Origin of the sequence: Reyranella sp. (genome assembly GCF_050185545.1) — a bacterium.
Taxonomy (GTDB): Bacteria; Pseudomonadota; Alphaproteobacteria; order Reyranellales; family Reyranellaceae; genus Reyranella.
Genome location: NZ_JBFWZI010000071.1, coordinates 1 through 19,680, shown reverse-complemented (window position 1 = coordinate 19,680; position 19,680 = coordinate 1). Strand labels below are relative to the sequence as shown.

Genomic DNA, 19,680 nt, shown 5'->3' with positions numbered 1-19,680 from the left:
AGAGTCGGAATGATCACCCAGGAAATCGCGGCTTACGGCTATCTGGTCGCGGCCATCTGCTTCATCATGGCCCTGCGCGGCCTGTCCTCGCCGGAGACGGCGCGCAGCGGCAACCTTTACGGCATCGTCGGCATGGCGGTGGCGATCGGCGTTACCGTGGCGACGCCGGGCGTGGTCTCGCCCTGGCTGATCATTGTCGGCCTGATCGTCGGCGGCGCGATCGGCGCGGTTGTCGCCATGCGCATCCAGATGACGGCCCTGCCGCAGCTGGTCGCTGCGTTCCATTCGCTGGTCGGACTGGCGGCGGTGTTCGTCGCCGCCGCCGCATTCGTGTCGCCCGAGGCGTTCGGCATCGGCATGCCCGGCAAGATCAAGCCGCACAGCCTGATCGAGATGGGGCTCGGCACCGTGATCGGCGCCATCACCTTCACCGGATCGGTGGTGGCCTTCGCCAAGCTGCAGGGCCTGGTCTCCGGAGCGCCCCTGGTGTTCCGCGGTCAGCATCCGCTCAATGCCCTGATCGGCATCGTCCTGGTGGTGCTGCTGGTGTGGTTCGCGCTGCGCGGCCATCCCATAACTTTCATCCTGCTGATCGTGCTGTCGCTGGCGCTGGGCTTCCTGCTGATCCTGCCGATCGGCGGCGCCGACATGCCGGTGGTCGTGTCGATGCTCAATTCCTATTCGGGATGGGCCGCGGCCGGCATCGGCTTCACCCTGGGCAACACGGCGCTGATCGTCACCGGGGCGCTGGTCGGCTCGTCGGGCGCGATCCTGAGCTACATCATGTGCAAGGGCATGAACCGCTCGATCTTCAACGTGATCCTGGGCGGCTTCGGCACCGACTCCTCGGCCGCCGGCGCACCCCACGCCAAGTCCGACAAGCCGGTCAAGGCAGGCTCGGCCGACGATGCCGCCTTCCTGATGAAGAACGCTCAGTCGGTGATCATCGTCCCGGGTTACGGCATGGCGGTCGCGCAGGCCCAGCATGCGCTGCGCGAGATGGCCGACCTCCTGAAGAAGGAAGGCGTCGAGGTGCGTTACGCCATCCACCCGGTGGCCGGCCGCATGCCCGGCCACATGAACGTGCTGCTGGCCGAGGCCAACGTGCCCTACGACGAGGTCTTCGAGCTCGACGACATCAACCGCGACTTCGCCTCCACCGACGTGGCCTTCGTGATCGGCGCCAACGACGTTACCAATCCGGCCGCCAAGACCGATCCGGCGAGCCCGATCTACGGCATGCCGATCCTCGACGTCGAGCGGGCGCAGACCGTGCTGTTCGTCAAGCGAGGCATGGCCTCGGGCTATGCCGGCGTCGACAACGAGCTGTTCTTCCGCGACAACACGATGATGCTGTTCGCCGACGCCAAGGTGATGTGCGAGAGCATCGTCAAGGCGCTGGAAGGTTCGGCGCACTAGGCCGGATATGGGATGGCCGTCGAGATTGCCCGGGAGGCCAAACCAGGGCGGCGGCGTGCGCTGATCGAAGCCCTGACGGCGCGCCTGCCGCAGTGGTTCGGCCGCCCGGAGTCCAATCGGCACTATGCGGAACGGGCGGAGGCACTCGAGAGCTGGGTGGCGCATCGCGATGGGCAGGGGGTGGGACTGCTGCTGGTCAAGCGGCACGCAGCGGCCAGCGCGGAGATCTACTGGCTGGGCGTCGATCCCGACCATCACCGCGTAGGGGCTGGCCGGGCACTCGTCGAGCGGGTCGAAGGGCAGCTCAGGAACGAGGGTGTGAAGCACCTGTTCGTCATGACCCTGCATCCCGACGACCCTTACGAGCCCTACCAGCGGACCCGGCGATTCTACGAGGCGATGGGGTTCGTTTTCGTCCTGTCGGCGGATCACGGCTCCGACTCCCCACCCGACGATCGGCTGGCCTACTACCTCAAGCTCCTGTAGCGGAACGCTGCCGCGATCGGCGATCATCCGGCATGCCATTTCGTGCTGTTCTGTTCGATGTCGGCGGGCCAATCGACCTCGAGTTTGCCTGGGAGAGCGCCGTCGACGGTGCGATCGCCTCGGCCTGCGGGCTCGAGGGCATTCGCGTCGACCAGGCCGCGATCGACGAGGCTTCGGAGGCGGCGGTCGCCGCGTTCGCGGCCGATGCCTATGCCCACATGGTGGAGACGCTGTGCGGCGGCGATCCGCCGACGATCGCGCGAGTTCGCCAGCGGGTGCGTGCGATGGTGGGAAATCTCGAGGTGTTCCAGTTGCGACCCGACATCGACGGGCTTCTGCACCGCCTGCACCAGCGCGGGCTGGTCCTCGGCATCGTCGCCAACCAACCTGAACGGGCGCGCGACAAGCTCGGACGTGCCGGCGTCGACGGCCTGTTCAGCCATCACGGCCTGAGCGGCGTGACCGGTTTCAGCAAGCCCGATCCACGCGCGTTCCTGACTGCTGCGGAGGCGCTCGGCGTGGCGCCGGACGAGTGCATCATGGTCGGCGACCGCATCGACAACGATATCGTGCCGGCCAAGGCGCTGGGCATGGCGGCGATACAGTTGCGCGGCGGGCGTCACCGACGCCAGCGTCCGCGCAGTCCGGCCGAGGAACCGGACGCCGTCGTGACTGACGTGCCGGAACTCGAGGCGGCGATCCTCGACCTGGTCGATCGACGTCAGTCCGGATGACGGACGCCGCGCGCCTCCATTTGCCCGACCTGCCGCCCGATGTGCGGTTCGTCGCCTTGGGGCGGGACGAACGGGCGCTCGCCTGGTCGTTCGACGTCAAGCGCGCCGCGATGCGGCCCTACATCGAGGCACGGTGGGGCTGGGACGTGGCGCTGCAGAGGCGGCTGCATCGCGAGCGCTTCGAGGAGAAACCGTTCGCCCGCATCCTGTGGTGCGAGCGGGCGGTCGGCACCGTGTCGCTGATGCGGCTGGCGACGCACGTCCGCTTCGGCGAATTCTACCTGCTTCCGGAGTTCCAGCGCCTCGGGCTGGGCAGCCGCATTCTGCGCCATTGCCTGCGGCTCAGCGACGCCACGTCGCTGCCGGTGAGGCTGGAGTACCTCAAATGGAATCCGGTGGGCACGCTCTATCGGCGCCACGGTTTCGTTGTTGCCGGTGAAACCGAGATCCACTGGCTGATGGAACGCCCGCCCTCCGATGGCTCCCGCTTCGCCTTCGATCAGAACGCTGATTGAGAAGAACTCATGTGCTGGGAGTGCACTGGTCCAATGGCGCTCACAGGATCTGCGATAGACAAGAAGAGCGCCATCGGAGTGGCGCGCTCCCAGCGTCAATGCGCGTGATGGCTGGCGCCGTAGCGGTGGATGTGCAGCGGCGCCTTGGCGAGGCCGGGGCAGAAGGTGCCGACGACCTTCTCCAGGCGCTGGTAGAGCTTCTTCGCCGGCGCCGTGATCTTCTCCCGCCGCACGCGCGACTCCTCCGCCTTGGCGGCGAGCTTCGCGAGGTCGACCGTGAGCAGCTTGTGATCCTCGACGATCATGCGGCCGCCGATCATCACGGAATGGACGGCGCTGCCATCCTCGGTGTGCACCAGGGCATTGACCGGGTCGTTGGTCGGGATCCAGTTGATGTGGTGCAGGTCGAGGAAGACAATGTCGGCCTTGTAGCCCGGTGCGATCCGTCCGATCTGCTTGTCGAGACCGAGCGCGCGGGCGCCGCCTTCTGTGGCGGCGCGCAAGGTCTCTGCCGTGGTGATCCAGCGCTGCCAGTCGGGGCCCTGGACCTTCGAGGTGAAGGAAGCGAGCCGCATCGCCTCGTACATGTTCTGATTGTCGGCGCAGTTTGCGCCGTCGGTGCCGATGCCGACATTGATCCGGGCGGAGAGCATGCCGCGCATGTCGGCGAGCCCGTTGCCCAGCCGCATGTTGGAGCCGGGATTGTGCGCTACCGAGGCGCCGCGATCGCCGAGCCGCTTCATGTCGTCGGCGTCGAGCCAGACCCCGTGCGCCACGGTGAAGCGCTCGTTGACCAGGCCGAGCGAGTCCATGTGGGCGGCGAGCGTGGTGCCGTAGCGCTTGTAGCCTGCCACCACCTGGACCTTGGATTCGGCGACGTGGCTGTGAATGCCGAGGTCGAACTCGCGCGCGAGATCGCGACAGGCGATCATGAAAGCGTCGGTGCAATGGTGCGGGATGGTCGGCGCGACCGCGAGCGTCACCTTCTCGAACGGCCACTTCCGGAAGGCCTTACGCATCTGCTTCGTCGTCGCCTTCCATGGCGCCAGGCGGTAGCTCTCGACCTCCTTCTGCAGCGCCGGCGAGAGGCGCTCCATCAGGCCGGGGATCGCCTCGAAGAAAGTCAGGTCGGCGACCATCGGCGCCAGCACGGCGCGCATGCCGACCTCCTCGTAGGCCCTGGCCATCGCCGACAGGCCGTCGACTGTGGGCAGGGGGAACTCGGCGGCGAGATCGTAGGCGGCGGTGCAGCCCTTCAGCACCATCTCGCAGGCACCGATCAGGCCCGACAGGTACTTGTCCTCGATCGTGCGGCCACCGCCGATCCACGGGCTCGCCGTCAGCAGCAGCTCGAGCGGCCACAGATCGCCCATGCCCTTGCCGAGGTTGCCCGGCCCGTGCGTGTGCGCGTTAACCAGCCCGGGATGCATCAGGCGATTGGCGGCATCGATGGTCGTGGAGCCCGCGGGCGCGGCGAGGCCCGGTCGACCGATCTCCGCTACCGTGTCGCCCTTGATCAGGATGTCGGCGGGAGCGGCACTGCGCCTGGCGATGTCCAGGAGCTTGCCGCCACGGATGATGGTGTAGGGATGCTTGGCCATGACGCCACTGTGCCAAGGCCGCGGTTCTCAGGAAAGCGCTGTAACGGCCATCGCCAACTTCACGCGAAGGGCTTGCAAGACCCATTCCGCCGGGCATAGTGCCATCCTGGCCGATCGAGGCGGCCAACCTGCCCGCGGGGAGGGCTCAGCCCGCCTCATGCCAGCCTTTCGGTCATTCGACCTTTCCTGCCCGTGAGCGGACATCGGGCGTTCGGGAAAGGGAGAATCATGTCCGTCGAGCCAGTTCGCGCGCTGCCAGCACGCCCCTCCAAGGAACATCTGCGCAAGGAGGCCAGGCGCCTGGCCAAGGACAGGCGGCTCGGCCTCGCCGAGGCGCAGCGGCTGCTGGCGTTCGAGTACGGATTCAAGACCTGGGCGGCGCTGATCCGCGGCGTCGCTGAGCTGCGCGTCGGCGAGCGGCCGGCACCGCTTCCGCCGCTCGTCGTAGCGGCGCGGGTGGGCGACGTTGCTGCCGTCCGGCGCCTGCTGGCAGAGGGCGCCTCTGTCGACGAAGCGCCGCGCGGCGCCGGCGGCGCGCTATGGCAGGCCTGCGCCAGCGGCGCATCTGACGAGGCCCGGCTCGCCATCGTCGATGCCTTGCTCGTCGCTGGCGCCAATCCAAGATCCGACAGTGCGGGCGAGACCGCGCTGCATGCTGCCGCCGCGCGCGGTCCCCTGGCCTTGGTCGAGCGGCTGATCCGCGGCGAAGCGCTCGAATGGCAGCCGGACAGCAAGGGCCGGCCGGCCCTTGAGCTGGCGCGTGCGGGCGAGGGCAGGGACAGGGCCGCGATCATCGATCTGCTCGCTCGGCCGGTCATTCGCGACCCGTCCTTCCGCGTGGCCGTGGCGGCCATCCACGAGGGCGATGCGACCAGACTCGCGCGCCTGCTCGATGCCGAGCCGCGCCTGCTCCGGGAGAACATCGTCGAGCCCGAGTGCTATCGCGCGGCGAAGCGGCTGCAGTATTTCCGCGACCCGCGGCTGTTCTGGTTCATCGCCAACAACCCGACGCTCATCGAGCGCATGCCGGCCAATATGGTCGAGGTCGCGCGCGTCATGATCGAGCGTGGCGTCGACAAGCCCGACCTCGATTATGCGCTCGAGTTGGTCATGACCAGCTCGCCGGCCAAGGAGCAGGCCCTGCAGGCCCCCCTGGTCGACCTGCTGATGGCAGCAGGTGCAACGCCGACGCAGCATGCGATCGTCATGACGCTCGCGCATTGCGAGCTCGAGCCGATCCACCGGCTGCTGGCCGGGGGACTGGAGATGTCGGCCGCGATCGCCGCCGCGTTGGGACGGACCGACCTGCTGCCGGATCTGCTGGCGCGGGCGTCGGCCGAGGAGGTGCAGGAAGCTTTCGGCCTTGCCGCCATAAACCGGCAGAGGGAGGCGGTGAGCATTGCTGTCGATCGCGGCGCCGATCCCAATGGCTTCATGCCAGTCCATCGGCACTGCCTCGCGGTTCACCAGGCGGTGCTCGGCGACGATGTCGAGTTCATGGAGTTGCTGATTTTGTACGGCGCCCGGATCGACATTGCCGACAAGCTGTGGGGCAGCACACCGCTCGGTTGGGCGAAGCATCTGGGGAAGGCCCGCATCAGGGCCTATCTGGAAGAGCGGGAGGAGGCGGGACGGTTATGACCCTCAGGATCGCAGCGGTGCGCCTGTTCGTCGTTTCGTTCGTCGAAGACGGCCGATAGTGCCGTCCGCCCCGCGAACGGGGCATGAACTAGCGCTTGGCTTCCCCGGGGAGACCCGTAGCATGTCAGCATACGGGCCACGCCCTGGCAATCCGCTGACGACCGAGGGACCGCGCCATGGATCACAAGCTCATCTCCGGTGACAATCACATCGACCTGACCTACTGCCCGACCGATCTCTGGTCGTCGCAGGCGCCGGCCAAGTGGAAGAAGCTGGCGCCGCGCGTGGAGGAGCGCAACGACGGCCAGCACTGGTTCGTCGACGACAAGGATCGCGGCATGTGGAACGGCGTCGGTCCGGGCTTCCTGCCCTACACCAAGGGCTCGTTCGGCCATGTCGACGAGATGAAGGACGCGGGCTTCGAATGGAACAGCTACCCGGGCGCCCAGCCGCGCCCGACCACCCCCGAGCTGCGCATAGCCGATCTCGACCGTGACGGTCTCGAGAAGGAGATCATCTACGGCTGCCTGATGGTCAACGACCTGATCGACGACGCAGACCTGCGCGTGTGGGTCAATGCGCGCTACAACGACTGGGCGGCCGACTTCGCCAGGCGCTCCGATCCCAACCGCGTCTTTCCGCTGGCCATCATCCCCAACACCGATCCGGCTGCCGCCGCGGCCGAGGTGCGGCGCTGCGCCAGGATGGGCCTGAAGGGCGGCGACCTCGCCTTCAAGCGCATGTCCATCCCGATGTACCAGCATGAATGGTATCCGCTGTGGGAGGCCGCCGCCGAGTGCAGGTTCCCGATCTCCTTCCATTCGACCGGCTTCAAGGCGGTGCGCGCGCCCGACACGCCGGAGATGGAGAAGAAGTATTTCACCCAGTGGCGGCTCGTCCGGTCGGCGCTGTTCCAGCTCGACACGATGGAGGTGCTGGTCTCGCTGCTCGCCTCCGGCGCCTGCCACAAATATCCCGACTTCAACTTCGTGCTGGGCGAGTCGGGCGTGACCTGGCTGCCCTATGTGTTCGATCGCCTCGACACGGAGTATCACGACCGCGCGCGCGACCTCGGATTCACGATGAAGCCCAGCGACTACTTCCGTCGCCAGGGCTACGTCACCTACCAGCAGGACAAGTACCTCGAGCCGATCGTTCCGCTGATCGGCGAGGACAATATCATCTGGGGCGCCGACTACCCGCATCCCGATTGCATCTGGCCGAACTCGCGCGAGACCCTGAAGCAGAATCTCGCCGGCTTCTCTTCGAGCGTGCAGAAGAAGATCGTGCACGACAACGTCGCCCGGCTGTACGGGCTGAACTGACCGCTTCCTTCGCTGGGGTGTCCGCGTCTTCGCGGACGGAGGGGTCATGCTCTCATCCGGACCGCGGGCGTCCCGCCTGCTCATGACAATTATGAGCCGGCGGGACGCCCGCGGTCCACGTGAGCACGATTCCTGACCCCTCCGTCGCCGTATGACGGCGACACCTCCCCACGCGATGCGTGGGGAGGAGAATGAAAAAAGTCCCTCGCTGCGCCCGCGATGACATCAAGAGTGTCATCCCGAGCGTAGCGAGGGACCTTTCGTTTTCGTCGGCGCCTGACGAGTCGGGGAAGGGCTAGTAGCCCTCGCGCTCCATGCGCTTGCGCATCAGCTTGCGGGTCCGGCGGATCGCCTCGGCGCGCTCGCGCGCGCGGCGCTCGGAGGGCTTCTCGTAGTTGCGGCGGAGCTTCATCTCGCGGAAGATCCCCTCGCGCTGCATCTTCTTCTTGAGGACGCGCAGCGCCTGATCGACGTTGTTCTCACGAACGAGTACTTGCACTTCGGTCGCTTCCTTCCATGCATGGCCGGGCGCCCCGGAAACGGCTCCGGGGGCAATTCAGAGGCGGGGTAGGTATCACAGGGCAGAACCCTTGGGAAGCCCCGCTCCGGCGCCTATATTTCGCCTCATGAGCCTGGAAAACAGCCCGAATTGCGCGTCTGCGCCCGATCCCGATGCGGCCCTGCGCGACCGGCTGGCCGACGCCGTCGCTGCCGAGGCGGCCTTCGAGGGATGGTCGCGCACAGCCATGGCGGCGGCGGCGCGCCAGCTCGAGCTGCCGGCCGGCGAGGCCGACCGGCTGTTCCCCGGCGGCGCGATGCAGGTCCTGACCTTCGCCAGCGAGCGCGCCGACCAGCGCACGGTCGAGGACATGGTGAAGGAGGGGGCGGCCAGCCTCAAGATCCGCGACCGCATCAAGGCGGCGGTGCGCATCCGGCTCGAGCGCCACGCTGGCGACCGTGAGGCGGCCCGCCGCGCGCTGGCGGCGCTCTCCCTGCCTTTCAACGCCGGGCTGGCGCTCAAGCTGCTGTACAAGACGGTCGATGCGATGTGGTACGCCGCCGGCGACACCAGCACCGACTTCAACTTCTATACCAAGCGGGCGACCCTGGCCGGCGTCTACTCGGCGACGCTGCTGTACTGGCTGAGTGACCGTTCGCCGGGCAGCGAAGCGACCTGGGCCTTCCTCGACCGGCGGATCGACGACGTCATGAAGATCGAGAAGCTGAAATCGCAGGTCAGATCGTGGACCGGCGGCACGACCCAGCGGGCTGCACGTAGGTGACGTGACCCATCTTGCGGCCGGGGCGCGCCGACGCCTTGCCGTAAAGATGCAGCCTGGCTGACGGATCGGCGAGATAGCGCGGCCAGTCGTTCGCCTCCGCGCCGATCAGGTTCTCCATGCGCGACGGCGCCATCACGTCGACCGGTCCCAGCGGCAGCCCGCAGATGGCGCGCACCAGCTGCTCGAACTGGCTGGTCGCACAGGCGTCGATCGTCCAGTGGCCTGAATTGTGCGGCCGCGGCGCCATCTCGTTGGCGAGCACCGTACCGTCGCGCGTGACGAACATCTCGAGCGCGACCAGCCCGACGAGATCGAGGCCGCGCGCCAACGCGAGCCCGAAGCGCTCGGCCGTCGCCAGTACGTCGGCTGGAAGGTCGGCGGGAACCGTGGTCGTGCGCAGGATGCCGTCGCGATGATCGTTGAGCCCTATGGGGAAGCAGCGCATCGCCCCGTCGAGGCCGCGCGCGACGATGGCCGAGACCTCGCACTGGAAATCGACGACCGCCTCGAGGATGCACTCGCACCGGCCGAGCTTCTCCCAGGCCGCGGCCAGCGACGCCCGGTCAGTCACTCGCGCCTGCCCCTTGCCGTCGTAGCCTTCCTGGCAGGTCTTGAGGATGCCGGGCAGCAGGGTGGCAGTCGCCAGTTCGGTCTTGCTCCGCACCGGCTGGCAGGCGGCTGTACCGATGCCGAGCGCGGCGAAGAACTGCTTCTCCCGCAGCCGGTGCTGGGCGACGTGGATCGGCTTGACCCCGGGGCGCACCGGCTTGACCTCGAGACAGGTAGCGACGGCCGCTTCCGGGACGTTCTCGAACTCGTAGGTGATGACGTCGACCTGACCCGCGAAGCTGCGAAGCGCCTCGACATCGTCGTAGGCGCGGCGCACGTGGCCGGCGGCCACGTCGCCCGCGATCGAATGCTCGTCCGGGGAATAGACCTGGCAGCGGTAGCCCAGCTGGGCGGCGGCCAACGCCGTCATGCGGCCCAACTGGCCGCCGCCCAGGATGCCGATGGTCGACCCGGGCGGAATGATCCGAGGCGTCTTCATCTTCAGCGATGCGGGGCAACCGGGTCGTCAGCCGGCGTGCGGGCGACGGCAGCAGTCTGCCGAGCCCGCTGTCGTTCGATCGCCGCCATGATTTTGGCATCGCCAAGACCGACGATGCTGGCCGCCAGAAGGGCACTGTTGACCGCGCCGGAACGGCCGATCGCAAGCGTGCCGACCGGGATTCCGGCCGGCATCTGGACGATGGAAAGAAGACTGTCCTGGCCCTTCAGCGCGGCGCTCTCGATCGGCACGCCGAGCACCGGCAGCGGCGTCATCGAGGCCGTCATGCCCGGCAATGCCGCCGCCCCGCCGGCAGCGGCGATGATCACCTTGAGGCCGCGCCCCTTGGCGGCGGCGGCATAGGACATCATGCGGCGCGGCGTGCGATGGGCCGATACGATGCGTGCTTCGAACGGCACGCCGAGCGCTTCCAGGGTCTCGGCCGCGTGACGCATGGTCGCCCAGTCGGACTGACTGCCCATGATCAGGCCGACGAGCGGGCGGGATTTGGGCGGACGGGGCTTGGGCGGACGCGGCTTCGGCGGCGTGGTCTTGGCTCTTGGTCTGGCCATCGGAGTTTCGTGCGCGTCCTTCAGGCAATGATGTCGGGGATGAGCTGGCTCTCCAGCTTGATGATCTGGTCCTTGAGGCCGAGCTTGCGCTTCTTCAGGCGCTGCAGCTGCAGCTGGTCGAACGGCGGTTTCTCGACCAGGCGCTCGATCACCTCGTCGAGGTCGCGGTGCTCGGTCCTCAACGCCTCCAGCTTGGCCTTAATGGCCTCGGTATCCAACGGCTCCGATGGCGGATTGCTCATGCTCGACGTACTCGTCCCGCGGGCTAGCCACGCCGCCCTGCGCCGTGTACCCCTTCGCCCCGCCCTTGGGAAGTCATACCGTTGTCCGATTTTCTCCCCCATCCGTTCTGGAATTTCTCGCTCGAGCTCTATGCCGGCGAGGGCGTGTCCGAGGCCTGCCTCGACCTGCAGGAACGCCGCGGCTGCGACGTCAACGTGCTGCTGTTCTGCTGCTGGCTGGGCGCATCGGGCCGCCCGACCCTCACCGCCGACCGGCTGCGGGTCATCCTGAAGGCAAGCGAGGCGTGGCAGGCCGACGTGGTGGGTCCGCTGCGCCGGATGCGCCGCCTGCTCAAGGACCGACCGTGGCCGCAGGTCCTGCCGGAGACAGTCGACGCGGTACGCCGCCGGGTCGCCGATGCCGAACTCGCCGCCGAGCATGCCGAGCAGTTGCAACTCGCCAGCCTGCACGCCCCGCCGGCCGACCGCGACCGACCGGTGGAGAAACGCATGCGGGCCGCCGTGGGCAATCTCGGCGTCTATGCGGTCTGTCTCGGCGTGGTTCCAGACGCCAAGGACCGCGCGGCCGTCGTGACCCTGATGAAGGCGACGTTCCCCTCGCTGATCGAGGAGGAGATCGCCCGCGTCGTCGAGGGGACCCCGGTGCCCGCCTAGCACTTCCGGGACCGCTGCGAGCGTGCCACTCCGATGGCGCTCTTCCTGGTGACTACATATCCCAGGAGCGCCATCGGAGTGGCGCGCTCCCGGCCACGATCTCGCCCAGGCTGCGCATCGAGCACTGGGCGACCATCATGCCGAGTGAGAAGAACGAGCCGCTCGAGACGGTGGCTGCGAGATCGTCTGCGCGATTCGTGCGCCCGACCAGCGCCTGGACATCGGCCACCTTCATGGACGTCTCGTGCGCCAGCGTCACTTCCGCGGTGCGCGTCATCACCAAGTGGGTTTCCACTGCGACTTCCTGAAGCGCCTGCAGCAGGCGGATGCCGTAGACGAGGCCGGACGCTCCGGAAATGCCGATTACAAGCCGATTTGGTCTGTCAGACAAGTTACTGTACGGGGTTACGCACAGGCTCGGGGAGGCGCTTGATTTGACGTGACAGGCGTCGATGTCGGAGTCAGAGTTTGTCGTCCGCAACCAGCTCGGAGGTCGCCCGTGAGCACCGTGGACCACATCGAAGCGCTCAAGGCCAAGCACGCATCCCTTGAGCAAGCGATTAGCGAGGAGAACCTGCGACCGCATCCCGACGACGATGCGATCTGCAGCCTGAAGAAGCAGAAACTGCTCATCAAGGACGAGATCGTCCGACTTACGTCGTCAAGCACCCGACACTGACACATTGACCCTAGCGACTGACCGGCCGCGCCACGCGGCCGGCGCGCTTGCGAGTCTTGGGCTGTCGCATCACCCGCTGGGGCGCGCCGCTCGTCGGCGCCGACACTGGCGGCGGGGGGCGTCGTTTGCTGGGAGCGCGCCACTGGTGGCGGAGTAATCTGTCCAAGATGACGATCATCTGCTCGAACATGGATCCCCATGAGCGCCATCGGTGTGGCGCGCTCCCAGCCACGAGTTTCATCCATGAAGATCGGCCAGCAGGCCGGTAGCATGTGGTCGCCTTGCCGCGCTCAATTCAGCTTGTGGAGGTTGACCGTCCAGGAGACGGGGCCATAGGCGCCGCGGGACGTGCCGCTGCAATGTGCGATGTCACCGGGTCCGCGCCGGCAGACCAGCTGGTCGGCGTACCAGCGCGATCCGTCGTTGCAGTTCGAATCGCTGTCACGCAGCAGCAGTACGGCGCCGTCGAAGCGCGACTGTGCGCGCGTGCGACACGCCGTGCGGCCGCGACGCCATTCGAGCTGCCCGTTGCCACCCGCGTCGAAACAGTAGGTCGACACGCCGGGCTGCTGTTGCACGGTTTCATGGCGGAACGGATCGGTGCGCCAGCATCCTTCCATGAAGGCATAGTTGCTGGTCGGTGCCCGCGGCAGGCGCAGCCGGTCGTCGTTCGGCCGGCTCTGGATCGGTGGCCGTTGCGGCGGCGCGGGAGCCGCCCGGGGCTGCGGTGGAGGAGCCGATGGCGGCGGTGGTGCGACGGCGACCTGCGGCGCCTTGGGCGGCTGCGGCGGCTTGCAATCGGCGACGCGCTTGCGCAGCTCGGCCTCGATCAGCGAGAGCTCGACCTTGAGCACGCGGCCGCGCGACTGCTCGGTCGCGAAGGCGGCCTTCAGAGCGGGCAGGGGATCGGGCGGTGCCTCGGCCGGCGGTGGCCCCGGCGGTCCTTCGCGCGTCGCCAGCGTTTGCTGAGGATCGTCGGGCAGCAGACCTCGCAACAACCATGCCCCGCCGAGCAGCAGAGCCACCAGCGGCAGCGCTACCAGCAGCGCCCGCACCCAGGGAATGACGGCGCCTGGCGGCCGCGACGTGCCTGCTACCGGCCGGCCTGCCGGCGCCTCGAGCACGGGACGTCGAACCGGCGGGCTCGGCGGTGCAGGCAGGCTCGCCGGCAGCAGGCCCGCGGCGGTCTCCTTGTCGTATCCCCAGCAGACGATCGCCGGCCGCTCGCCGATCATGAAGATGAAGGACTCCGACGGTGCGCGGGCGGCGAGCTGAAGCGACAGGCCAACGATGCCGCTCTCCTCGCGCGGTCCCGTCCCGGCGAGCGAATCACCGAGGCGGCGGATGTCGGCCAGGGTCTTGTCGATATCGGCAATCACACCGGCGCGGCGCTCGGGCGCCAGCGCCGACAGCGGCTGCACGGTGCCCGGCCATCCGGCATACCAGTCGATTGCCTTGCCGTCCTCATGCAGCTGGGGCTCGGCCAGCAAATCGGCGGCCGCGTCGCCGAGACGGCGGCGCACCACCCGGCTGAGCTGCGGCGCGGCGTTGTGCAGCGGCTCGCCGCGCACGCCGCGGGGGCGCACGCCGCTTTTCGTCGTCACGATCAACGTCGACTGGCCGGCCATGTCGCGGCTCAGGATAGCCGCTCGATTATGGCGCCGCGATGGTATCGGCGGGCGTTTACACCGCCTTTGCCCAGTCGCGCAGGACGAACTTCTGGACCTTGCCGGTCGAGGTCATCGGCAGGTCGCGGAACACGATGTAGCGCGGGCACTTGTAGGAGGCGAGATTGGCACGACAGTGAGCGATGATCTCCTCGGCCGTGGCCTCCGCCCCGGGCTTCAACGTCACGAAGGCGCAGGGCGTCTCGCCCCATTTCTCGTCGGGCTTGGCAACCACGGCGACATTGGCTACCGCTGGATGCTCGATGATGACGCCCTCGACCTCGATGGTCGAGATGTTCTCGCCGCCCGAGATGATGATGTCCTTCGAGCGATCGCGCAGCTCGATATAGCCGTCCTCGTGCAGCACGCCCAGGTCGCCGGAGTGGAACCAGCCATCGGCGAACGCCTCGCGCGTCGCCGTCGGGTTCTTGAGGTAGCCCTTCATGGTGAGGTTGCCGCGGAACATCACCTCGCCCATCGTGCTGCCGTCGCGCGGCACCTCCTGCATGGTGGTCGGGTCCATCACGGTGACGGCATCCGCGGCAGCGTAGCGCACGCCCTGGCGCGCCTTCAGCCGCGCGCGCTCGTGCGAAGGCAGGGCGTCCCACTCTTCATGCCATGCGCAGATCGTCGCCGGTCCGTAGACCTCGGTCAGCCCGTAGACATGGGTGACGCGGAAGTTCTCTTTTTCCAGCGCCTCGAGCACCGCGGCCGGCGGCGGCGCGGCGGCAGTCATGAACTCGACGCGGCGCGGTAGAGGCCGGCGTTCTGCCGGCGTGGCGCCGATGATGAACTGCATGATGATTGGCGCGCCGCACATGTGGGTCACGCCGTGTTCGGCGAGGGCCGAATAGATCGTCGCGGCGTTGGCGCGGCGCAGGCAGATGCTGGTACCGGCGACCAGGGCCAGCGTCCACGGGAAGCACCAGCCGTTGCAATGGAACATCGGCAGCGTCCAGAGATAGACCGGATGCAGGCCGATCGGCCATTGCGTGGCATTGCCGTAGGCCGCCAGGGCCGCGCCACGATGACAGAAGACGACGCCCTTGGGATTGCCCGTGGTGCCCGACGTGTAGTTGAGCGAGATGGCATTCCATTCGTCGCCCGGATACTCCCAGGCGTAGTCGGGATCGCCGGTGGCGATGAACTCCTCGTAGGTCGTGTCGCCGATCTGGGCGCGATCCTCGCAGGCCGGGTCGTCGATGTCGACGACCATCGGCTGAACCTTGGCGATCGCCAGCGCCTCGGTTGCGACGCGGTGATACTCGCGGTCGACCAGCAGCACCTTGGTCTCGCTATGATCGAGGATGAAAGCGATCATCGCCGCGTCGAGGCGGGTGTTCAGCGAGTTCAGCACGCCGCCCGTCATCGGCACGCCGAAATGCGCTTCGTACATCTCGGGGATGTTCGGCGCCATGATCGCCACCGTATCGCCGACGCCGATGCCGACCTTCTCGAGGGCCGAGGCAAGCTGGCGGCAGCGCCGGTAGGTCTCGGCCCAGCTCTGCCGGCGCTCGCCGTGCACCACGGCGGTGCGGTCGGGATAGACGCTGGCGCTGCGCTCGATGAACTGCAGCGGCGTCAGCGGCGCGTAGTTGGCGGCCGTCTTGTCGAGGTCGCGCTCGTAGAAGTTGGCCGACAGCGCCGGGGCCTTGTGCGGGGCGGGCCGCGGCGCGGCGATGCGGCCGACCGACGGGCGCCCCTTCACCGCGCGACGCAGCGCCGGACGAGCGACTGGCTTGGCGAGAACGCTCTTCTTCTTCGCCACGACCTTCCGCTTGGCCGACTTGCGCGCCGGCTTTTTCGCCTTGACTGCCTTGCGCGCGCCCCGGCCCGGACGCCTCGTCGTTCCGGTGCCCTTGCCCCCCCTGCCCGCCTTTGCCTTCGCCATGCTTCGGTTCCCGCTGTCGCTCGACGCGTGGCATTGTCCACGAAGGGCGGGGTCTACTCCAGTTTGATGTTGAGCTCCTTGATGAGGGCGGCAAGGAAAGTCTTGTCGTCGGCGACCTGCTTGGCGAACTCGGCGGGCAGCCGATGCTGCGCGGACTGCACCACCAGCAGAATTTTCTTCCTTCGACTGCGGAACACCAGCCATCTGCGGCTATCGAACGCATCGACCGGCGCCATTGCGAAGCCCCCGGCGACGGGGCTAAGTCTGCCGTGCAAGGACACGGAGGAACGCCAACATGGCCGTCGGTGACACCTATCGCGCAGTGCATGCACGCTCGCTCGGCGACCCCGAGGGGTTCTGGGCCGAGCAGGCCGCGACGATCGACTGGAGCCGCCGCTGGGACAAGGTGCTGGATGGCGCCAATGCCCCATTCTATCGCTGGTTCGCCGGGGCCGAGCTCAATGCCTGTCACAACGCCCTCGACCGCCATGTTCAGCGCGGGCGCGGCGAGCAGGCGGCCCTGATCTACGATTCGCCGGTGACCAGCCGCAAGAAGGGCTATACCTACCGCGAGCTGCGCGACCAGGTGGCCAAGCTCGCCGGCGCCATCGCCGCGCAAGGCGTCCGCAAGGGCGACCGGGTCATCATCTACATGCCGATGATCCCCGAGGCGGTGGTGGCCATGCTGGCCTGCGCCCGGCTGGGAGCCGTCCACTCGGTGGTGTTCGGCGGCTTCGCCGCCAACGAGCTGGCCACGCGCATCGATGACTGCGCCCCCAAGCTGGTTCTGACTGCCTCGTGCGGCATCGAGCCGGGCCGGGTGGTGAAGTACAAGCCGTTGCTCGACCAGGCGATCGAGCTGGCGCAGCACAAGATCCCCCGCTGCATCGTGTTTCAGCGCTGGCAGGCGCCGGCCTCGATGGTCAAGGACCGTGATCTCGACTGGAACGAGGCGGTGGCGGCTGCCCAGCCGCATGGTTGCGTGCCCGTCAAGGCGACCGACCCGCTGTACATCCTTTACACCTCCGGCACGACCGGCCAGCCCAAGGGCGTGGTGCGCGACACCGGCGGCTACTGCGTGGCACTGGACTGGTCGATGCGCTACCTCTACGGCGTCAAGCCCGGCGAGGTCTGGTGGTGCGCCTCGGACGTCGGCTGGGTGGTCGGCCACAGCTACATCGTCTATGGCCCGCTGATCCTCGGCGCCACCACCGTTCTGTATGAAGGCAAGCCGGTCGGCACGCCCGACGCCGGCGCCTTCTGGCGGGTGATTTCCGAGCACAAGGCGGTGGCGCTGTTCACCGCGCCCACCGCCTTCCGCGCCATCAAGAAGGAAGACCCCGAGGGCAAGCTGCTGAAGAGCTACGATCTCTCGCAGTTTCGCACCCTGTTCCTCGCCGGCGAGCGCGGCGATCCGCCGACCATCGCCTGGGCGCAGAAGCTGCTCGGCGTGCCGATCGTCGATCACTGGTGGCAGACCGAGACCGGCTGGGCGATCTGCGGCAACTTCGTCGGCCTCGAGCCGATGCCGGTCAAGCCGGGATCGTGCTCGGTGCCGGCGCCGGGCTGGCACCTCGACGTGCTCGACGAGCAGGGCCAGCCGATGAAGCGGGGCGAGGTCGGCGCGCTCGCTGGCAAGCTGCCGCTGCCGCCCGGCACTTTCCCGACCCTGTGGAACGCCGACGAACGCTTCCGGCAATCCTACCTCGCCGAGTTCCCAGGCTACTACAAGACCGGCGATGCGGGCTTCATCGACGACGACGGCTACGTCTCGGTGATGACCCGGGTCGACGACGTGATCAACGTCGCCGGCCATCGCCTGTCGACCGGCCAGATCGAGGAGGTTCTGGGCGCGCACGACGACGTCGCCGAGTGCGCGGTGATCGGCGTCGCCGACGAGCTGAAGGGCCAGGTGCCGTTCGGCTTCCTGGTTCTCAAGGCCGGCGTCGACCGGCCGCACCAGGACACGGTGCGCGAGGTCATCCAGATGGTGCGCGACCGCATCGGCCCGGTCGCCTTCTTCAAGACCGCCATCGTCGTGCCGCGCCTGCCCAAGACGCGCTCCGGCAAGATCCTGCGCGGCACCATGCAGAAGATCGCCGACGGCCAGCCCTGGAAGATGCCGGCCACCATCGACGATCCCGCCGCCATCGACGAGATCACCGGTGGGCTGAAGGTCGCAGGGTATGCGGCGAAGACGTAGGGTTGTTCATGCCCATGCGGACCGCGGGCGTCCCGCCCGCTCATGTGCGCGCTTGCTCATGAACGGCGCATATGAATGCGCCGGGCGGGCGAGACGCCGGCGGTCCGGGAGAGCGGCGGCGCAGGGCGACCAGGAAGTAGGCAGAAGGAACACGGAATGACTCTCGACATCAACCGCCCCGATCTGTGCGTGGGCATCGTCGGCACCGGCGCCATGGGGCGCGGCATCGCCCAGGTGACGGCGCAGGGCGGCATCAAGGCGATCATGTTCGACGCCGCGCCGGGCGGCGCCGCCAAGGCGCGCGGCGCCATCCTGGAGACCTTGAAGGGGCTGGTGGCCCGTGGGCGGCTGAGCGACGCCGATCTTGCCAGGACCGAGGCCAATCTGACGGTGGCCGACAAGCTGGCCGACTTCGCCGGCTGCCATGTCGTGGTCGAAGCGGTGTTCGAGAACCTCGAGGTCAAGCAGAAGCTGTTCGGCGAGCTCGAAGCCGTCGTGAAGCCGGACACGATCCTGGCGTCGAACACCTCGTCGATCCGAATCGCTTCGATCGCCCGCGCGCTGAAGCACCGCGACCGGGTGTGCGGCATGCACTACTTCAATCCGGTGCCGTTGATGAAGCTGGTCGAGGTCATCCGGGCCGCCGACACCGCGCAGTGGGTGGTTGCCGCAATGAGCGAGCTCGGCAAGCGCCAGACGCGCGTGCCGGTGGTGGTTGGAGATACGCCGGGCTTCCTGGTCAATCTCGGCGGCACCGCGATCGGCACCGAGGGGTTGCGCATCGTTCAGGAGGGGCGGGCGAGCCCGGCCCAGGTCGACGCGGTGATGCGCGACACCTGCGGCTTCCGCATGGGGCCGTTCGAGCTGATGGATCTGACCGGCATCGACGTGAACTTCCCGGCACGCAAGATCATCTACGAGGGCTTCTTCCACGACCGGCGCATGACCCCGAGCCCCTATCACGAGAGCCTGTTCCAGGCCGGCCGCCTCGGCCGCAAGACCGGCGGCGGCTGGTACGCCTATGACGACAAGGGGACCAAGGTCGATCCCGGCGCTGACCACGTGACGTCGGCATTGCCGGCGAGCAGCGTGGTCGTCATGGACACGCACAACAGGAAGCTGACCGGCCTGATCGCCGCGGACGGCGCGCGCATGCTGGGTGCCGATGACGGCAAGAGCCCGATCCTGGTGGCGCCGATCGGCAAGGATTGCACAACCATGGCGATCGAGATGGGCCTCGATCCGCGGCGCACGATCGCCGTCGACCTGACCGGCGACACAGCCAAGCGCCTGACGGTGATGACCGCGCCAGGCGCCGACGGCGCGGTACTCGAGTCGGCAGTCGCGCTGCTCGCAAAGTCCGGCGGCAAGGTGACGGTGATCAAGGATTCTCCAGGCTTCATTGCCCAGCGCATGTGCGCCATGATCGCCAATCTCGGCTGCGAGATGGCGATGATCGGCATCGCCTCGGCGCAGGATGTCGACACGGCGATGACGCTGGGACTCAACTATCCGCGCGGGCCCCTGGCGCTGGCCGACTGGCTCGGCGTCAGGGAGTGCCACGAGATCCTGGTGCAGGCGCAAGCCATCACCGGCGACGACCGCTACCGGCCGAGCCAGTGGCTGCGCCGGCGGGCGATGCTGGGGATGAGCGCGACGACGCCGGAGTAGGAGCAGCAGGTCGAGGCAGATGCCGTGGGCGATCGGAGTTGTAGCCAGG

20 protein-coding genes are annotated in these 19,680 nt (G+C 67.9%); 11 read left to right on the top strand and 9 right to left on the bottom strand.

All coding sequences use genetic code 11. The annotated features are described in order from the left end of the window. Positions 1-12: 12 nt before the first annotated feature. From AB7O82_RS19400 to AB7O82_RS19385, 4 genes are read left to right on the top strand one after another with little or no spacing between them, the layout of a single operon-like run. Positions 13-1,419, top strand: coding sequence for an NAD(P)(+) transhydrogenase (Re/Si-specific) subunit beta (locus AB7O82_RS19400; protein WP_428536831.1), 1,407 nt, complete (start codon positions 13-15; stop codon positions 1,417-1,419). Positions 1,420-1,431: 12 nt separating this feature from the next. After that, entirely contained in the window at positions 1,432-1,905 is a 474-nt protein-coding gene (locus AB7O82_RS19395) for a GNAT family N-acetyltransferase (protein ID WP_428536687.1), read from the top strand. A 32-nt stretch (positions 1,906-1,937) separates the two neighbouring features. Continuing rightward, complete coding sequence (locus tag AB7O82_RS19390; RefSeq protein WP_428536682.1) at positions 1,938-2,639, top strand: HAD family hydrolase; 702 nt, start codon at positions 1,938-1,940, stop codon at positions 2,637-2,639. Beyond that, positions 2,636-3,154, top strand: a complete 519-nt coding sequence (locus AB7O82_RS19385) for a GNAT family N-acetyltransferase (protein WP_428536679.1) — start codon at positions 2,636-2,638, stop codon at positions 3,152-3,154. Before AB7O82_RS19390 ends, AB7O82_RS19385 begins: the two co-directional genes overlap by 4 nt. Positions 3,155-3,249: 95 nt before the next feature. Here AB7O82_RS19385 and AB7O82_RS19380 read toward each other — a convergent pair whose 3' ends face one another. Continuing rightward, positions 3,250-4,755, bottom strand: coding sequence for an amidohydrolase family protein (locus AB7O82_RS19380; protein WP_428536676.1), 1,506 nt, complete (start codon positions 4,753-4,755; stop codon positions 3,250-3,252). Positions 4,756-4,983: 228 nt separating this feature from the next. Between AB7O82_RS19380 and AB7O82_RS19375 the strand changes: the two genes are divergently transcribed. Together AB7O82_RS19375 and AB7O82_RS19370 are read left to right on the top strand one after the other, a co-directional pair. Continuing rightward, positions 4,984-6,396, top strand: coding sequence for a hypothetical protein (locus AB7O82_RS19375; RefSeq protein WP_428536673.1), 1,413 nt, complete (start codon positions 4,984-4,986; stop codon positions 6,394-6,396). 176 nt (positions 6,397-6,572) lie between these two features. Further along, the gene (locus AB7O82_RS19370) at positions 6,573-7,721 is read left to right on the top strand and encodes an amidohydrolase family protein (protein WP_428536670.1); all 1,149 of its coding nucleotides are present in this window, start codon (positions 6,573-6,575) and stop codon (positions 7,719-7,721) included. 295 nt (positions 7,722-8,016) lie between these two features. Here AB7O82_RS19370 and rpsU read toward each other — a convergent pair whose 3' ends face one another. Beyond that, positions 8,017-8,220, bottom strand: a complete 204-nt coding sequence (gene rpsU / locus AB7O82_RS19365; RefSeq protein ID WP_020696578.1) for a 30S ribosomal protein S21 — start codon at positions 8,218-8,220, stop codon at positions 8,017-8,019. 127 nt (positions 8,221-8,347) lie between these two features. On the opposite strand from rpsU, the gene AB7O82_RS19360 reads away from it, so the two are divergent. Beyond that, the gene (locus AB7O82_RS19360) at positions 8,348-9,004 is read left to right on the top strand and encodes a COQ9 family protein (protein WP_428536665.1); all 657 of its coding nucleotides are present in this window, start codon (positions 8,348-8,350) and stop codon (positions 9,002-9,004) included. On the opposite strand, the gene AB7O82_RS19355 is transcribed toward AB7O82_RS19360, so the two are convergent. The 3 genes from AB7O82_RS19355 to AB7O82_RS19345 all read right to left on the bottom strand — a co-directional run bounded on the left by AB7O82_RS19355 (position 8,958) and on the right by AB7O82_RS19345 (position 10,866). Further along, a complete protein-coding gene (locus tag AB7O82_RS19355; protein WP_428536662.1) occupies positions 8,958-10,052 on the bottom strand; it encodes a 5-(carboxyamino)imidazole ribonucleotide synthase in 1,095 nt (364 codons plus the stop codon). The genes AB7O82_RS19360 and AB7O82_RS19355 overlap by 47 nt on opposite strands. 2 nt (positions 10,053-10,054) lie before the next feature. Further along, positions 10,055-10,534, bottom strand: a complete 480-nt coding sequence (purE, locus tag AB7O82_RS19350; protein ID WP_428536828.1) for a 5-(carboxyamino)imidazole ribonucleotide mutase — start codon at positions 10,532-10,534, stop codon at positions 10,055-10,057. Positions 10,535-10,644: 110 nt separating this feature from the next. Beyond that, on the bottom strand, positions 10,645-10,866 hold the full coding sequence (locus AB7O82_RS19345) for a YdcH family protein (protein ID WP_428536659.1): 222 nt from the start codon (positions 10,864-10,866) through the stop codon (positions 10,645-10,647). A gap of 81 nt (positions 10,867-10,947) precedes the next feature. Here AB7O82_RS19345 and AB7O82_RS19340 point away from each other — a divergent pair, with 81 nt between their 5' ends. Further along, complete coding sequence (locus AB7O82_RS19340) at positions 10,948-11,520, top strand: TIGR02444 family protein (protein WP_428536656.1); 573 nt, start codon at positions 10,948-10,950, stop codon at positions 11,518-11,520. 52 nt (positions 11,521-11,572) lie between these two features. Here AB7O82_RS19340 and AB7O82_RS19335 read toward each other — a convergent pair whose 3' ends face one another. Next, the gene (locus AB7O82_RS19335; protein WP_428536653.1) at positions 11,573-12,106 is read right to left on the bottom strand and encodes a flavoprotein; all 534 of its coding nucleotides are present in this window, start codon (positions 12,104-12,106) and stop codon (positions 11,573-11,575) included. Between AB7O82_RS19335 and AB7O82_RS19330 the strand changes: the two genes are divergently transcribed. Further along, positions 12,020-12,199: a YdcH family protein gene (locus AB7O82_RS19330; protein ID WP_428536650.1), complete on the top strand. Its 180-nt coding sequence runs from the start codon at positions 12,020-12,022 to the stop codon at positions 12,197-12,199. The two genes, AB7O82_RS19335 and AB7O82_RS19330, sit on opposite strands and share 87 nt — an antisense overlap. A 290-nt stretch (positions 12,200-12,489) precedes the next feature. On the opposite strand, the gene AB7O82_RS19325 is transcribed toward AB7O82_RS19330, so the two are convergent. From AB7O82_RS19325 to AB7O82_RS19315, 3 genes are read right to left on the bottom strand one after another with little or no spacing between them, the layout of a single operon-like run. Then, positions 12,490-13,827 (bottom strand): hypothetical protein, encoded by a 1,338-nt coding sequence (locus tag AB7O82_RS19325; RefSeq protein WP_428536647.1) that lies wholly within the window; start codon positions 13,825-13,827, stop codon positions 12,490-12,492. Positions 13,828-13,882: 55 nt separating this feature from the next. Then, complete coding sequence (locus tag AB7O82_RS19320; protein ID WP_428536644.1) at positions 13,883-15,757, bottom strand: acyl-CoA synthetase; 1,875 nt, start codon at positions 15,755-15,757, stop codon at positions 13,883-13,885. A 53-nt stretch (positions 15,758-15,810) separates the two neighbouring features. After that, positions 15,811-15,993, bottom strand: coding sequence for a hypothetical protein (locus AB7O82_RS19315; RefSeq protein ID WP_428536641.1), 183 nt, complete (start codon positions 15,991-15,993; stop codon positions 15,811-15,813). A 59-nt stretch (positions 15,994-16,052) separates the two neighbouring features. Between AB7O82_RS19315 and AB7O82_RS19310 the strand changes: the two genes are divergently transcribed. Continuing rightward, the gene (locus tag AB7O82_RS19310) at positions 16,053-17,960 is read left to right on the top strand and encodes a propionyl-CoA synthetase (RefSeq protein ID WP_428536638.1); all 1,908 of its coding nucleotides are present in this window, start codon (positions 16,053-16,055) and stop codon (positions 17,958-17,960) included. A gap of 156 nt (positions 17,961-18,116) precedes the next feature. Continuing rightward, complete coding sequence (locus tag AB7O82_RS19305) at positions 18,117-19,631, top strand: 3-hydroxyacyl-CoA dehydrogenase (protein WP_428536635.1); 1,515 nt, start codon at positions 18,117-18,119, stop codon at positions 19,629-19,631. Positions 19,632-19,680: the final 49 nt, after the last annotated feature.

Coding starts and splice junctions, on each gene's coding strand:
- AB7O82_RS19390 (WP_428536682.1), top strand. CDS start 1,938: ATGCCATTTCGTGCTGTTCTGTTCGATGTCGGCGGGCCAATCGACCTC.
- purE (WP_428536828.1), bottom strand. CDS start 10,534: ATGGGCAGTCAGTCCGACTGGGCGACCATGCGTCACGCGGCCGAGACC.
- AB7O82_RS19370 (WP_428536670.1), top strand. CDS start 6,573: ATGGATCACAAGCTCATCTCCGGTGACAATCACATCGACCTGACCTAC.
- AB7O82_RS19360 (WP_428536665.1), top strand. CDS start 8,348: ATGAGCCTGGAAAACAGCCCGAATTGCGCGTCTGCGCCCGATCCCGAT.
- AB7O82_RS19335 (WP_428536653.1), bottom strand. CDS start 12,106: ATGCGGTCGCAGGTTCTCCTCGCTAATCGCTTGCTCAAGGGATGCGTG.
- AB7O82_RS19315 (WP_428536641.1), bottom strand. CDS start 15,993: ATGGCGCCGGTCGATGCGTTCGATAGCCGCAGATGGCTGGTGTTCCGC.
- AB7O82_RS19355 (WP_428536662.1), bottom strand. CDS start 10,052: ATGAAGACGCCTCGGATCATTCCGCCCGGGTCGACCATCGGCATCCTG.
- AB7O82_RS19305 (WP_428536635.1), top strand. CDS start 18,117: ATGACTCTCGACATCAACCGCCCCGATCTGTGCGTGGGCATCGTCGGC.
- AB7O82_RS19385 (WP_428536679.1), top strand. CDS start 2,636: ATGACGGACGCCGCGCGCCTCCATTTGCCCGACCTGCCGCCCGATGTG.
- AB7O82_RS19345 (WP_428536659.1), bottom strand. CDS start 10,866: ATGAGCAATCCGCCATCGGAGCCGTTGGATACCGAGGCCATTAAGGCC.
- AB7O82_RS19395 (WP_428536687.1), top strand. CDS start 1,432: ATGGCCGTCGAGATTGCCCGGGAGGCCAAACCAGGGCGGCGGCGTGCG.
- AB7O82_RS19375 (WP_428536673.1), top strand. CDS start 4,984: ATGTCCGTCGAGCCAGTTCGCGCGCTGCCAGCACGCCCCTCCAAGGAA.
- AB7O82_RS19310 (WP_428536638.1), top strand. CDS start 16,053: ATGGCCGTCGGTGACACCTATCGCGCAGTGCATGCACGCTCGCTCGGC.
- AB7O82_RS19380 (WP_428536676.1), bottom strand. CDS start 4,755: ATGGCCAAGCATCCCTACACCATCATCCGTGGCGGCAAGCTCCTGGAC.
- AB7O82_RS19320 (WP_428536644.1), bottom strand. CDS start 15,757: ATGGCGAAGGCAAAGGCGGGCAGGGGGGGCAAGGGCACCGGAACGACG.
- AB7O82_RS19325 (WP_428536647.1), bottom strand. CDS start 13,827: ATGGCCGGCCAGTCGACGTTGATCGTGACGACGAAAAGCGGCGTGCGC.